General features: G+C 55.9%; 15 protein-coding genes. 9 read left to right on the top strand and 6 right to left on the bottom strand.

What is annotated here, in order from left to right:
- Positions 1 to 21 precede the first annotated feature (21 nt).
- Together HY26_RS15705 and HY26_RS19065 are read right to left on the bottom strand one after the other, a co-directional pair.
- On the bottom strand, positions 22 to 672 hold the full coding sequence (locus HY26_RS15705; RefSeq protein WP_158531530.1) for an RNA polymerase sigma factor: 651 nt from the start codon (positions 670 to 672) through the stop codon (positions 22 to 24).
- Positions 665 to 889 carry a hypothetical protein gene (locus HY26_RS19065; protein WP_112074064.1) on the bottom strand — a complete coding sequence of 75 codons (225 nt, stop codon included), beginning with the start codon at positions 887 to 889 and terminating at the stop codon, positions 665 to 667. Before HY26_RS19065 ends, HY26_RS15705 begins: the two co-directional genes overlap by 8 nt.
- A 60-nt stretch (positions 890 to 949) precedes the next feature.
- Here HY26_RS19065 and HY26_RS15695 point away from each other — a divergent pair, with 60 nt between their 5' ends.
- Both HY26_RS15695 and HY26_RS15690 read left to right on the top strand, forming a co-directional pair.
- Positions 950 to 1,159 (top strand): helix-turn-helix domain-containing protein, encoded by a 210-nt coding sequence (locus HY26_RS15695; RefSeq protein ID WP_112074063.1) that lies wholly within the window; start codon positions 950 to 952, stop codon positions 1,157 to 1,159.
- Between the two features lie 175 nt (positions 1,160 to 1,334).
- On the top strand, positions 1,335 to 1,553 hold the full coding sequence (locus HY26_RS15690; RefSeq protein WP_112074062.1) for a helix-turn-helix domain-containing protein: 219 nt from the start codon (positions 1,335 to 1,337) through the stop codon (positions 1,551 to 1,553).
- Between the two features lie 102 nt (positions 1,554 to 1,655).
- Here HY26_RS15690 and HY26_RS15685 read toward each other — a convergent pair whose 3' ends face one another.
- Positions 1,656 to 2,267, bottom strand: coding sequence for a flavodoxin family protein (locus HY26_RS15685; RefSeq protein ID WP_112074061.1), 612 nt, complete (start codon positions 2,265 to 2,267; stop codon positions 1,656 to 1,658).
- A 99-nt stretch (positions 2,268 to 2,366) separates the two neighbouring features.
- Positions 2,367 to 3,257 (bottom strand): LysR family transcriptional regulator, encoded by an 891-nt coding sequence (locus HY26_RS15680; protein ID WP_112074060.1) that lies wholly within the window; start codon positions 3,255 to 3,257, stop codon positions 2,367 to 2,369.
- Positions 3,258 to 3,359: 102 nt separating this feature from the next.
- Between HY26_RS15680 and HY26_RS15675 the strand changes: the two genes are divergently transcribed.
- Positions 3,360 to 4,355, top strand: a complete 996-nt coding sequence (locus HY26_RS15675) for a cyclase family protein (protein ID WP_112074059.1) — start codon at positions 3,360 to 3,362, stop codon at positions 4,353 to 4,355.
- Between the two features lie 74 nt (positions 4,356 to 4,429).
- Entirely contained in the window at positions 4,430 to 5,323 is an 894-nt protein-coding gene (locus tag HY26_RS15670) for an EamA family transporter (RefSeq protein ID WP_112074058.1), read from the top strand.
- A 110-nt stretch (positions 5,324 to 5,433) separates the two neighbouring features.
- On the opposite strand, the gene HY26_RS15665 is transcribed toward HY26_RS15670, so the two are convergent.
- Together HY26_RS15665 and HY26_RS15660 are read right to left on the bottom strand one after the other, a co-directional pair.
- Positions 5,434 to 7,227: an ABC transporter ATP-binding protein gene (locus HY26_RS15665; protein ID WP_112074057.1), complete on the bottom strand. Its 1,794-nt coding sequence runs from the start codon at positions 7,225 to 7,227 to the stop codon at positions 5,434 to 5,436.
- A 49-nt stretch (positions 7,228 to 7,276) separates the two neighbouring features.
- The gene (locus tag HY26_RS15660) at positions 7,277 to 7,666 is read right to left on the bottom strand and encodes a helix-turn-helix domain-containing protein (RefSeq protein WP_112074056.1); all 390 of its coding nucleotides are present in this window, start codon (positions 7,664 to 7,666) and stop codon (positions 7,277 to 7,279) included.
- 308 nt (positions 7,667 to 7,974) lie between these two features.
- Between HY26_RS15660 and HY26_RS15655 the strand changes: the two genes are divergently transcribed.
- The 5 genes from HY26_RS15655 to HY26_RS15635 all read left to right on the top strand — a co-directional run bounded on the left by HY26_RS15655 (position 7,975) and on the right by HY26_RS15635 (position 14,182).
- The gene (locus HY26_RS15655) at positions 7,975 to 8,808 is read left to right on the top strand and encodes a DNA -binding domain-containing protein (RefSeq protein ID WP_112074055.1); all 834 of its coding nucleotides are present in this window, start codon (positions 7,975 to 7,977) and stop codon (positions 8,806 to 8,808) included.
- A 476-nt stretch (positions 8,809 to 9,284) separates the two neighbouring features.
- Positions 9,285 to 9,863 (top strand): S26 family signal peptidase, encoded by a 579-nt coding sequence (locus HY26_RS15650; protein WP_112074054.1) that lies wholly within the window; start codon positions 9,285 to 9,287, stop codon positions 9,861 to 9,863.
- 322 nt (positions 9,864 to 10,185) lie between these two features.
- Positions 10,186 to 11,745, top strand: a complete 1,560-nt coding sequence (locus HY26_RS15645) for a DUF3363 domain-containing protein (RefSeq protein ID WP_158531528.1) — start codon at positions 10,186 to 10,188, stop codon at positions 11,743 to 11,745.
- 137 nt (positions 11,746 to 11,882) lie between these two features.
- Positions 11,883 to 13,808 (top strand): IncP-type conjugal transfer protein TraG, encoded by a 1,926-nt coding sequence (gene traG / locus HY26_RS15640; protein ID WP_112074052.1) that lies wholly within the window; start codon positions 11,883 to 11,885, stop codon positions 13,806 to 13,808.
- Positions 13,805 to 14,182 (top strand): hypothetical protein, encoded by a 378-nt coding sequence (locus tag HY26_RS15635; RefSeq protein ID WP_112074051.1) that lies wholly within the window; start codon positions 13,805 to 13,807, stop codon positions 14,180 to 14,182. The genes traG and HY26_RS15635 overlap by 4 nt, the downstream gene beginning before the upstream one ends.
- Positions 14,183 to 14,312: the final 130 nt, after the last annotated feature.

Below are 14,312 nucleotides of genomic sequence, written 5' to 3'. Positions count from 1 at the left end.
TGCAACTCACCCGGTCTGGCCTCAGAGGCTGCGCTCTTTCCGGGCAAGGCCCTTGGTGATCGCCGCCAGCGCTTCGGTAATATCATTTCTGACCGTGCGGGGCGAGACGCCAAGCCGCCCGGCAATCTCGTCATGGGTCAGGCGCTCAAGGCGACTAAGAAGCAAGGCCTGCTTCTGCCTTGGGGCGATTGTCTCAAGAATTTCACTAACCTGCTGCAGGGTTTGCCTGTCCATCATCGCCTTCTCCGGTGTCACCGTTCGCGTACAGGCGAGCGTGTCGCCCTTGTCGGAAATTTCGGACGTCACCTTCCGCGCCTTCACACGGCCGGATTTTAGGTAATCAAGCGTGAGATTTCGCAGCGTTGTAAAAAGCAACGCCCTTAGCTCTTCGCCATCCTTGTCAGGATAAGCCCGGCCGACGGACAAGAAAGCTTCCTGGACGAGGTCTTCGGCATCACTGGCATTTGAAATCCGCACACGGCAGAAGTTAAGCAACTTTCCGCGGTCGTGGTGGTAGAGTTGGGTGAGGTTAGAATAATCACTGAACACAGATACGTCAGTGAGGGAGTCCTCACCAAGGCGTTCATAGTTGGAAATACCCGAAACAGATGGACGTGTAGAACCGGACAGGAAAGACCCCTTGGAAACCATGGCGGACCGATACTCAGTCATAGGCATCGCCCCCCAACCTAATGTTGAGCTTGTTTGCTTCTTGGTTTTTTTCAAACGTTCGCTGCAGCACCAAAATCGAGAACAATAACCTTTGGTTGAATAGTATTGTCTGTTGCATCATCTTCGCCATTTCTAAGCGGGTCGGACTGAACGGCCGCGGGTAAAAAAGATCGCCTTTCTGCAGCATCATGAGAAGCACAATAAAAACTGCAATCATAGCGATATTTTCAGAGTATACTCCGTAGCTGTATACTACTCAACCCTGTCAGCTCTCGGCATGACGCTTCGAGAGATTTTCGCAACAAACTTAAAGCGATTGCGGCAGCAAAATTGCTTGTCTCAAGAAGAGCTTGCGGGCTTGGCGGAGATCGATCGCACTTACGTCAGTTTATTGGAACGGGCGCAATACAGCGCCACCCTGGATGTCGTACAACGGATTGCCGACGCTTTCGGTGTAGAGCCGATCGAATTACTGACTATCAAATAGTGGCCGACAATTGCAGGGCTCGATTGGTATATCGGTGGTCACCGTTACAATCTGATCTAATTCCTGCGCCCTCTTCTGATCATATCAAGAGCTTCGAACGCCTCGTCTCGTTCACATATTTTTTTATGAGTATACTCCGTGGTATTATACTCATCACCCTCCGAAAAATCCAAGGGTGAACCTACGAAAAATATTTGCCGAGAATTTGAAGAAAGTCCGTCGCGCCCGAGGCTGGTCGCAAGAAGAGCTTGCTCACCGTGCGGACATAGACCGAACGTATGTGAGTTTATTGGAACGGCAAATTTATAGCGCAACTTTAGATGTAATATCTAAGCTGGCTGCGGCGCTCGAAGTCGAGCCGTCAGAACTGCTCAAGCGGAATCGTAAAAATTAACCCCTAACCTTGAACTGCTGCGACGAGGCAACCCCATTGCGCGCCGGACACAGCTTATCGCCCCAAACCGCTCCGCCAATGCCGCATGGCATTCTGGATCAGTTAGCTTTCCTCGAGGACAGAACTACTTTGAAGGGTGACTGCAGGCTGGAACATTTTCGAAAGCACTGCCACACGAACGCCGAGCAGCTTTGCTGTCCGCCGGTCAGCCAGGGGCGGCGCGACGTCTCCGCCTTCGTCTGCATTGGCCTGGGCCATTGCACCGAGTGAGCCTCCGATGCGGTTCAGGTCATCTATTGAAGCCTTGGAAGAATTGTTCCCTGGCAGGAGACCGAGGCTGACCCACAACATGCCATGCTGGGCCGCCAGTGTTGCCAGCTGACTGAGCGTTGCGAACTTGTCTCCTGCTTGCGAGCTGGAAACGGTGAACCCGGCCGCGAGCTTATCCTGCCAGCCCCGCTCCGCCCAGATTTTCGAAGTCTGGTCCATGAAGGTTTTAAAAGGTCCGGAGACAGCGCCCATATAAGTAGGCGAACCAAATATGATCGCATCGGACCGGGCAAGCAGCTCCCAGTCCCCATCTGACATGGACGTCACATCGACCAGATGTGCGCTGGCACCGTCCACAGATGCGGCGCCGTCCAGGACTTCGTCTGCCAGCGCCCTTGTGTGTCCGTAGCCGGAGTGAAATGCGATAGAAATCGTGACTGGCATACCTGCCTCCTCTGATTGTCGGGAGACAAATCTAGGTGGCCTGATCCCTCAGATAATGAGCCTGAGCGTAAGAAGGCTTTTTACCCGGACCGAACAATCTCAGGAGATGGCTGCAAACTCATCCCGGAGGAAATCGACAAGGAGGCGAATCTTTAATGAGGATTCCCGGTGCGCCGGATAGACAGCAAACAGTCCCTGCGGCTCGCCCCGCCAATCAGGAAGAACATTGACCAGGCCGCCGTCGGCAAGGTCTTCCCTGACATAGGCAACCGGTATCAGCGCGATACCAAGCCCCTTCAGGGCCGCCTGCCGGATCGCCATGGAATTATTCGCCCGGTACTTAACATTTACGGTCACCGATTGGCGCCTGGACCCGGAAACCAGAGACCAGGTGTCCGGCGTTGCAGATACAGAAAAAGCAAGGGAGGCATGCCCGGCAAGATCGGCAGGATCCTCAGGCGTTCCGGCAGCCTCCAGATAGTCCGGCGACGCGCAAAGGACCCGCTCGATATCGGTGAGCTTACGTGCCTTCAGGCTGGAATCTGCAAGCTGTCCGCCGCGAATGGCAAGATCGAACCCGTCCTGGACAAGGTCGACAAGTCGGTCATTCATGACGAGATCAACCTCAATCCCCGGATACTGCCTTGCAAAACGCGGCAACATCTTCGCAACCGTTACTAACCCAAACGACATGGGCGCGCTGATCTTGAGCCGTCCTTGCGGACTTCCAGATTCCGATCGTACACCATCATCAGCCGCCGCCACCGCATCGAGAATATCCGACACTTTCTCGAAATAAGCCTGCCCCGTATCGGTCAGATGAAGCGACCGGGTGGTCCGCACAATCAGTTGCGCCCCAAGACCCGCTTCGAGATCCTTGATGATCTTGCTAACCGCGGCCTTGGAGTAATTGAGGTCATCGGCCGCGGCGCTGAAACTCTCCAGCTCCACAACACGCCGGAACACAGTAAGGGCAGAAAACCGATCCATTATCTACTCCAGATGAACAGTCTTTCGACAAGACGGGCAATTATCATCTCAGACAGAAAACTCCAAATTCCAGCCATCACAAGCCGATCAGAGGAGTTTGAAATGCAGGTCCTGAAGCTGAAACGCCTTGCTGCAGTACTGGCCATCGGGGCCGGTATCGCAACCCCATCGCTTGCCCAAAGCGATGTGGGAACCAGTCCCTGGGGGCCCGATGATGAACTTGGCAGGCTCAACATGATGACGTCCCGGTCGCGCCAGGAAATAATGTCCATGGCTTCAGCCGACAAGGTCTACGATCTGTCCGTCGAATATTTCGTCGGCATGCCGAGCTGGCAGGCCGCTGGCGATCCTCACTACCAGATCTGGATGACCCATACGCCGCATGGCACCGTGATCGATGACCCGATGAACGTCGGCGACGAAATGAACGCCCATGTCGGCTACACCGGATCAGCGATCTCGATGTACACCCATTCGGGAACCCATATAGATGCCTTCAATCACTTCGGACTCAACGGAAAGATCTACAATGGCTTTTCCGCCGATGAGTATCTGGGGGATCGCGGCTGGCAGAAGACCGGCGCCGAAACCATCCCGCCGATCGTGGCGAGAGGCGTCCTGATCGATGTCGCCACCGCCAAAGGCGTACCCATGCTTGGCGATGCCTACCGGGTCACGCGCGCAGATATCGAGATGGCGCTACGTATTCAGAATACGGACATCCAGGAGGGCGACGTTGTTCTGATCCGGACGGGCCGCATGCAGGTCTATGAGGATGCCGGGCAATATATGGCCAATCCGCCGGGGCTCGGGCTCGACGCCGCAAAGTACCTGGTCGAAGAGGCAGGTGCGATGATCCTCGGTGCTGACAATCTGAGTTTCGAGGCTTTTCCGTCCGAAAGCGAAGACAATTACATCCCGCTGCACACCTATCTGCTCGCCCAGATGGGCGTGCCGATCATGGAGCTTGTCTATCTGGAAGATCTCGCAAAGGACAAGGTCTACGAATTTGCCTTTGTCGGTGGCTCCCTGAAGCTCCGCGGCGCAGACGCCTCTCCCATGCGGCCTATCGCGTTTCCCCTGAAATCAGGCCGCTGACCGGAGGCGGGCGGCGTGTCGTCACCTCCCTGCGCGCCGCCCGATTTCCCCGATCCGTCCGGAAGGAAAGATACATGACCTCCACGCGAGATATTTTGATCACAAGCCTTGCCCCTATCATCTGGGGCAGCACTTACATCGTGACCACAGAGTTCCTGCCGCCGGGTATTCCTATCACCATCGCCATGCTGCGTGCTCTGCCGGCAGGCCTCCTGCTCCTGCTCCTGGTGCGCCAATTGCCTGACCATGCCTGGATCGGTCGCATCTTCATTCTCGGGGCACTCAATTTTGCCATCTTCTGGAGCCTCCTCTTCGTCTCGGCTTATCGTCTGCCGGGCGGTGTTGCCGCGACCATTGGAGCCACCCAGGCGCTCATTGTTATCCTCCTCTCCCGGATTGCGCTTGCCATCCCCATCCGGCAGATGACCCTCCTGGCCGCAATGCTCGGCATAGGCGGCGTCGCGCTCCTGCTGATGACGCCAAAGGCATCGCTCGATCCGGTCGGTATCGCGGCCGGACTTGGCGCGGCCGCCTCCATGGCAGCCGGTACCGTGTTCAGCCGGCGCTGGCGTCCGCCTGTCCCCTTGCTGACGTTTACAGCCTGGCAGCTGACGGCAGGCGGAGTGCTTCTGCTTCCGCTCGCCCTCATCCTGGAACCTGGCCTGCCGGAACTCTCTTCTAAAAATCTGACCGGACTCGCTTATCTCAGCATCATCGGCGCTGCCCTGACCTATTTTGCATGGTTCAGGGGCGTTGACCGGATGGCGCCATCGGCGATTTCGACGCTCGGATTTCTAAGTCCCATCTCCGCAGTGGTCCTCGGCTGGTTGTGTCTCGGCCAATCCCTCAGCCCTGGCCAGGCGGCAGGCGCCATCATCATTCTCGCCTCGATTACCATCAGCCAGAAAGCGTCCGTGCCACCCGGCCCGATCAACCAGCCAAAGCCGGCCGTATCACAAGGCGTATGAACCGAAACCCTGACGCGCATGCCGGAGGATCAGACCCGTCTTATATCGATTTTTTAAAGCTATCCGCAGGGCGCCCGCGCGCGGCGCTGAAGGTAGCGCAGGTGCTCTATTCACTGCGCAAGCCACATCGCAGCATAGGTTCCGCCGGCTGCCAGCAGAGTGTCATGCGTACCTTCTTCGGTGATCTTTCCCTGATCAAGGACGAGAATCCTCTCTGCCGGGACAATCGTTGAAAGCCTGTGCGCAATGATCAGCAGGGTTGCATCTCCTGCCGACTGAAACAGGTTCCGGCTGACCTCGGCCTCCATCCTGCGGTCGAGAGAGGACGTCGCCTCATCGGCAATGAGAAGCCCAGGACGCCGCAATATGGCACGCGCAATGGCAATGCGTTGCCGTTCTCCGCCAGAGAGACATACCCCCCGTTCTCCAATGCGGGTTTCCAGCCCGTCCGGAAAGACATTCGGACTGCCATCCAGCCCTGCCAGCTTCATTGCCAGTTCGATATCTTCCCTGCGCGCCTCCGTATCTGGAAAACTGATATTGCCGGCAAGACTTGTATTGAAGAGCCCGGCTTCCTGCGGAACCAGCGCGATCCGTTCACGGAGCACGTCGCGAGGCCAGTCTTCAACAGGTATCCCATCCAGAATGATACGGCCCGATTGAGGCGCATACAGCCCCAGCAAAAGGCGGGCGATCGAGGATTTGCCGCTTCCTGACGGACCGACAAGCGCGGTGACTTGTCCGGGCTCAAGCGTAAAACTGAGATCCGTCAGAACCGGATGTCCCTCTTCGTAGGCAAAGTCGACATGCTCAAAACTCACCTGCACAGAACCTTTGAAAGGAACAGGCATATAAACTGATGCATTGAACGCTGTACGATTGCCCGCAGGCTCGGCAGGCTGGTCCAGAATACCGGCGATCCTGGCCGCAAATGCAGCCCCCTGTCCAATATCGCGCGCGCCATATCCCAAAAGTTCAACCGGACGCACTGCCTGCAACATATAGGTATGGACAAGGACAAACCCGCCAAGGCTCATACTGCCAGACAGAACCTGGCCGAGACCGATCCAGAGCGTCACGGCAAACCCCGATGCAAAAACCAGAGCGGCCAGAACGCCATTGATACATCGGGTGCTGTAGAATTTTGCCCAACCCCGCTCAACCTGGGCAAGCGCGTCATCATAACGTTCCGTAATGGCGCGCTCACCCGAGGTGCATTTAACCGTTTCGACATTAAGAAGCGCATCAGTCAGTTCGCTGTTCGCGCAAACCTGATGGACTGATACGTCCCGGCTCGCTGCCAGGACTTTGCGCGCTCCGTCGCCGAAGACAGCCAGATATGCTGTGACACTTGCACAGAAGATCAGAAGAAATTCCGGATCGAACAGCGTGGCAATCACGATCATCATCAGAGCAAGCTCGATCAGACCGGGTATCAGAGTGAATAAGACGTGCTGCAGGAGAAGCCTTAACCCCTGACGCCCATTCTCCAGAATCTGCACAGTCACCCCGGTCGGTTGATCTGTATGAGAAGCGAGTGGCACCCTCATCATGTGGTCGAGATAGGTCCGGCTCACCCATCGAAGCATCGACTGCTCGGCCATGCCATAAAGCCAGGAACGGACTTCCCCTGCGACCCGCGTTAGAAGAAGTGACCCGGCATAGAGCGCAGCCAGAAAACCAGGCGAAAATCCAGGTGCCATGCCACTTTCCGGTGCGGAAGTATCCGACAGGTGGTCGATCAACGCTTTCAGGGCCAATGGACCAAGCGCTGCCGCACCGGCCGCCAGCCATACGCTGACCAAAGCAAAGCCTACCTGGCGCCGCGCTATCGGCCCCTGTTCAAGGAGCACACCTGACAGGAAACGTGCTGTTTTACCGAACGAGGCAGACGGGACAGCCATAAACGCAAACTAACATAAAGTTGCGTTATATTTCTACCTTAAAGATAATTCAATCGCCCGACATTGCTTTGAGGACCTTGGCCATGGATTTCAGCTTGGGCAGAGACCGGGTCCGCTCGACAAGTGCCCGGCACTCCATCCGCGCACGTTCCGTCTTCGTAAGCTTTGTCGGCTGCTTCGGTCTGGCTCCGGCAAACAGGTCCTGAATCGGCACATTCAGAACCTCTGCCAGTGCGACCAGTGTTGACGCGCTCACGCGGCTTGCACCGGATTCGTATTTCTGAACCTGCTGCTGACTGACGCCAATCTCTCCGGCAAGGTCCGCGAGAGTCATCCCACATTCATTCCGGTAGAGGCGAATGTTGCGTCCTACCTGGCGATCCACATTGGTCGGAGACCTGTTAGACCTACGCGTGTCATGTTCCCGACCCTTGTTCATCCTGTGACGCTGGCTCTCCCTTTAAGCCGGTGACCTGATGTCTGACCCGACCATTTTCACCGCCAGACCGCTTTGCTAAAATGGGCTGGCCTCATTTTATGCACAGTCGCGTAAAATCCGGCCTGTTAGTCAACGATCTTTACCTCGATTCAGGCAATATTTTTTCGATCCAGTTTTGAATATAGTCCGGTTGCGTATCCGCTGAAACCTGACATCACGTTCGCAAGCTTGGAAACGCTCTTCCAAATTTCTCTTATTGGTTGTTTTTTATTCAATCCATGCTTGTTTTTGTGTAAGCGAATCTGAACATGTCAGATACGTCCGAAAAGCCGCAAGCCTCACTCAGTCACTACGCATATACTCAGGCATTGTCTCCCTGCCGCTGGGCCTGGGAGTTTCTGAGACGCAACAGTCAGTTCCTTGCCGACGCGGCCCTTCATGCCAACCATAAAATGTCGGTCCGGCGGATCAGTCGCGACATAAAACTGATTGCACCACAAACAATCCAGAACAACGCAAAACAATGGGGCCTCGTTTTCTTTCCTGACCCAGCCAGGAATGGCTACGAGGCAGAGGTCTTCTGGTCTTCGCCACATCCCCGAAACCTGGTCCACGTCCAGATCAGTCCATCTGCAACAGGTCGCCATTGCGACATCTACAAACAGGTCATCCGATCATGCCAGGTCACCCACCTGGTCGATAAAGAGGGAGGCGAACACTTACTGATCAAACGCTGCGGCCAGGTGATCCAGGCGCGTTGCTCAGGCATGTCTTTACTGTCTCCCCTTCCTGTCGAGGCTGGTTTTCTGATTTCAGAGACAGGCGAGTTGAAGGAGTCCTTCAGAGCGCTCCACAATGCCTTGCAGATGTTCAGGCCACATCCGACCCCCACCTGCTGGACCCGCACAAACCTGTCTCTTCGCAATGCGCTTATCGCCTATGATTGCCTAACCGCTGGACGATCAATCCGTGAGACGGCCATCATCATTTACGGCCGGGAGCGGACTTCTGCAGAATGGAGAAGTCCAGGAAGGGCTATGAAAGACCAGATCCGGCGATCCCGAAGAAAGGGAAGAGAGCTCGTCAATGGCGGATATACCCGCTTGCTCGAAATGCCTCACCCAGCCGGACCTCAGCGGTAGAAAAGCTCGGACCACCTCATCAGTCCTTTCCTGCTTCTTGACTGCCTGAATATTGGTAGGACAGGTTGCCTCGACCATTCCGAACCGGACGAATTCACCTACTTTTCTGTATACTGTATTATTAATCGGGTGTCGCTCAGATCAAACGCGCTTCGACCCTTTCGTTTCTGAAAACCGAAAAATAGTCTGCCACAACCATCTGGTTGTGACAGACTGCGGGGAACGACAAACAATGGAGAGCGCGTACACAAAAAAAGTGTTTTGCAGACCATCTTCGCACCAACCCGGACCCGCCGAATGGTTCAACACAATCGAAACAGCTCACCAACTGGGGCTCCAACCAAAGACCCTGGCCAATATGAGATCGCTCGGAACCGGACCACCTTTTCACAAAATCGGAGGAAAGGTCTGGTATCGGGGAGAAGATATTATCTCATACCGCAATCGCAGAAAATTCATCGCATCAGGTGAACGCGATGAAAGCTAAGATGTCGCTCATCTGGCTGGTGACAGGTCTCGCCCTCCTGGGATCGTCCAGCCCGGCCCATCCTGTCCGGATCATCTGGAATCGGACAGACAGTGTTCCAAGAGGGCTCTACGCCGTTCGGACCCTCCCGCCGACTGCCATGCCTGAAATCGGTGATTTGGTCGCTTTCTCGCCGACACCGCAGGACAGAGCCTGGCTCGAAAGCCGGGGATATATCGGGAAGAACTGGCCGCTCCTTAAATATGTCGCCGCTTTGCCCGGCGATACGGTTTGCCGGCATGGCGCAACACTCCGGATCAATCACCGTCCCGTTGCCCGTGCGCTTGCGCAGGACGATGAGGGACGCCCCCTTCCCATCTGGCAAGGCTGCCACAAGCTGGCAGACGGCGACGTGTTCCTACTGGCACCGCACACCAGATCGCTCGATGGGCGCTACATGGGTATACAGCGCTCAGGCAGAATATTCGGCAAGGCAAGCTGTGTCCTGGCATGGGGCGAGTCCGGATCTTCATCATCCTGTGCCGTTCGCCGGCAACAGACCGGTCCACTCACCCAATCTGATGTCTGACAATAATGAATTCACGCCGCGGATGGGGCGCATCCGGAACCAGGATAGTCACGGAAAACGTCTGGCGACGTCGCGCGCTATGGTCCGGACCGTATCAGCCCCATTCTTGCGCGCCAAACCACTTGCGTCTGGCACAATCAGGTATTTCGGGCGTGGCAAAGGCGCTGCCGCGGCCGCAAGGCTCTGGTCTCACACATATGGCAGGCGGGTGTTCATCAAGTTTCATATCGCCCGGTCCGGCCCTCAGCGCCATGCCGCATTTGCCAGATATCTCTCCTACATCAAGCGCGACGGCACTGACCGCGATGGCTCAAGAAGCCGCATGTACAGCCAGTCAGATGAAGAGATCGGCGTGCGCGATTTCAACGCGCGCGCTCGCAATGATCCCCACCAGTTCAGGATCATCGCATCACCGGAAGATTCAAAGGAGATAGAAGACCTGACCGGGTTTACCCGCAAACTCATGGCTCAGGCGGAAAATGATCTTGGCACCCGGCTTGACTGGATCGCCGTCAATCACTTCGACACAGAACAGCCTCACATTCATATCATTTTGCGTGGCAAGGATCTCCACAATCATGATCTCTATATCGACGGGAAATACATCACTGAGGGTTTGCGCTACCGGGCAGAAGAGATTGTCAGCAACTCTCTGGGGGCTAAGAAATGGCGGGATATCACGGCGCTTCAGCTGAGAGACGTCTCCCGGAATGCATTTACATCAATAGATCGTGACTTCGAGGAGGCGTTCAGCAATGGCGCCCTGAAACTGACCCGGCCTGTAACCCGCTCAGAGCGCATCCTGGCAAATATTTATGCCAAACGCCTCAAGCACCTTCAGATGCTCGGCCTTGCAAAGCAGTTGTCTCCTCACACATGGCGCCTTGAAACCGGGTGGACAGAAAGTCTGAAATCACTACGGCGCCACGAATATATCGAAAGAGCCCGGGGAAATACGTCCACACCTGATCGAAGCAATATGGAAGTGAGGCCGCCATCTGAAATCCTTCAGGCAGGAGAGACCATCACCGGACGGATCGTTGCGATCCTTCCGTCTGACGAGCTTTCCAGTCGTATGAACCTCCTCTTAGATGGGGTTGAAGGACAGCTGAGGCGGGTCACCCTTTCCGAAGCACGCATTGAAGACCTGCCTGGAATCGGCGGTGTCCTCAGCGTTTCCGCGACCGCCAATCCTGTTGCTGACATCGACCGGACCCTTCTTGAGATTGCGAAAGAGAATGGCGGTCTCTTTTCCACCCACCTGTTACATTCGCAGGGCCGTGATCTTTCGTCCATTAGCGAGGTCGAATTTCGAAGAAGGCTGGAGGCGCTCAAACGCGCAGGGCTTGCCACGCCGGCCAGGGTGGATGATTGGATCATTTCCGATGATTTCGAGCCTATGGAAACAGGTCCAAAACTATCCATCAGGGTGCGGTCCTGGCTGCCGGTCAGTCAGCTTGTAGAGCGCCGCGCTTTCACCTGGCTCGATGAAACAGACCCCCGACAATTTGCCGGCATCAAACGAGGTTATGGCGCACAGGTCAGACAGGCGCTGGACGCACGAAAAGCCTGGCTTGACCAACAAGGTCTCATGCGCCCGAGACCCGGCCTGCTTGATAATCAGGAATTGCAAGAGGCCCTTTCCGCAATGGCCGCAAGCAGAAGCAAGACCATCGTGGACTATTCCGGCGTAAGCGTATTCCAGGGCGTCTTTTCCGGGCATATGGATCTGGCCCGGAGACGGTTTGCGATTATCGAAAGCACCCGGCAGATCATGGCAATCCCCCACACAAGCGGGCGTGCCTTCTGGCAGGGGCGACACATAGAAATCCGCCGGTCGGGCAAATCCCTGGAATGGTCACTTGGAAGAACCCGCGGATAATTTGTCAAAACGCCTGAACGGCTGTCGCCGGCATATGCCAACATCCCGGCCCTTCCCCCGGTTTCCCGCTAATCCGGATATTCCGAAACAATCTGGCAGTTAAACTGGACCTTCACCAAGGCCCTGCGAGCAATTCATTGACCCCGACGAAATTCCTGTTCGGTCAGTTCATGCTGACCTTGTTCCTTATTCTGATCTCATTCTGGATTGCCACGCAATGGACGGCCGGCGCATTGGGCTTTCAGCCCAGACTTGGTCCTCCGGCCGCCAATATCAACGGATACGCCATTTACCCGCCATGGCGCTTTTTCCAATGGTGGTATGCCTATGATGCCTATGCGCCGGATATATTCGCCAGAGGCGGCATCATTGCCTCGCTCGGTGGGATTGCCGGCATCGTGATGGCAGTTCTGGCCTCCCTGTGGCGAGCCAGGCAGGACAGAAATTCGTCAACCTATGGATCGGCCCGCTGGGCAGATAGAATGGATATCCAACACGCCGGACTGCTCGTCCAGGATGGCGTGATGCTCGGGCGCCTGGGAGATCATTACCTTCGACATGACGGGGTGGAGCATATTTTTGCATTCGCCCCCACACGGTCAGGCAAAGGTGTGGGCCTGGTGGTCCCAACTCTTCTGTCCTGGACGGGCAGTGCGATCATCCACGACCTGAAGGGTGAAAACTGGGCCCTGACCTCCAGATGGCGGTCGGAATTTTCCAGATGCATCCGGTTTGATCCGACCCGGCAGACAAGTTTGCGCTTCAATCCGCTTGCAGAGGTCAGACTGGGTGCCCGGGAAGTCGGTGATGTACAGAATATTGCAGACATGCTGGTGGATCCTGAAGGGGCACTCGAAAGGCGCAACCACTGGGACAAGACGGCGCACGCCTTTCTCGTCGGCGCCATACTTCACATACTCTACGCCGGAAAAGACAAGACACTTGCCGGCCTGGCCTCCCTCATATCTGATCCCGGCCGCTCTGTGGATGAAACGCTCGAATTCATGATGAGCGCAAACCATCTCGGCACACCTGAAATGCCTGTAACACATCCCGTTGTCGCAGAAGCGGCACGTGAACTTCTGAATAAGTCTGAAAACGAGAAGTCTTCCGTCATTTCAACAGCCATCAGCTATCTCGGCCTTTATCGTGATCCTGTCGTTAAGCGCGCAACATCCGCATCGGACTGGCAGATCTGCGATCTGTGCGAGGGGAATCGTCCTGCGTCCCTTTATCTGATTGTGCCGCCATCTGATCTTTCCCGAACCCGCCCCCTGATCCGGCTCATTCTCAACCAGATTGCCCGCCGGTTGTGTGAGGAACTTCCGGCTCTGCCAGGTCGCAGGCATCAGGTCTTGCTGATGCTGGATGAGTTCCCGGCGCTCGGACGCCTGGATTTTTTTGAAACTTCGCTCGCCTTCTTTGCAGGATATGGCGTCCGCGCATTCCTTATTGCGCAGTCTCTGAACCAGGTGGAAAAAGCCTATGGGGACAAAAGCGCCATTCTCGATAATTGCCATATACGGATCGCCTTTGCGACAAATGACGAGCGGACGGCAAGGCGCATCTCCGACATGTTGGGAACCAAGACAGAGCAGCGCCACCAGCGCAATTATGCCGGACACAGACTGGCGCCATGGCTAAACCATGTGATGGTTTCCAGTCAGGAAACCCAACGCGCACTTCTGACTCCGGGGGAAATCATGCAATTGCCCGAGAATGATGCAATCATCATGATTGCAAGCACGCCGCCCATTCGCGCCAGAAAACTCCGCTACTACCGGGACGAAAACCTGATCGAACGTATCGGCGGGATCAAGATCGAAGATGAACCCGACAACTTTTCCTGGACCGGTTCAAACAGTCAGCCCTCCTCGGCGGACACACCGATCGCCGAAGGACGGGCCCATGTCCGTGATGTTTCACGATCAGAGGCCCCTCCTCCGGAACACGACCCGACAGAATTGGGCAGGTCACCTCCAGGACCTGCCCGAAACCTCAAGGGCGTCCGGGATCAGATTGCCCGCTACTATCTGCACTTCGACAATGGACGAAAATTATGAACCGCCAAAACGGCGCCCGACTATCTGTCTCCATATCGGAAACCAACCGGCAAAAGCTCGACCGGCTGGCGACGGAGCAAAATGTCGTCAGAGGCGCAATTGTGGACGAAGCCCTGACCCTGCTTTTTCTGCCACCCGCAGAGCGGCCGGAGGCAATCCTGACGCGGCAGATGTCCCGTGTGGAAAAGGAGGTGGACCAGCTGAATGCCACAACCACATTCCTGACAGACCTGCTGATTGAATTCGTGTTCGAATGGCTGCGAACCCGGTCCGAACCGAAACCGGCTGATCTGGCGGATGAGCGGGCTCGCACTGAACTCGAAGACCTGATGCGCCGGGTGGTCGATCGTACATGTGAGAACATCACCACCTGACGAAGGTGGCGTCAAACAAGCAGATGGAACGCGCTGGCATACTCATCAGACCTGAAAGGCATATGGAATGCCAAGCCTTGAACACAGAGGTCAGACCATATTGCCTGCAATCTATCAGGGCTTACAGTGG

Origin of the sequence: Hyphomonas sp. GM-8P, from assembly GCF_003263315.1 — a bacterium.
GTDB lineage: Bacteria > Pseudomonadota > Alphaproteobacteria > Caulobacterales > Hyphomonadaceae > Hyphomonas.
Note: the sequence above shows the minus strand (reverse complement) of the source record. Positions and strands in the feature narration are given on the sequence as shown.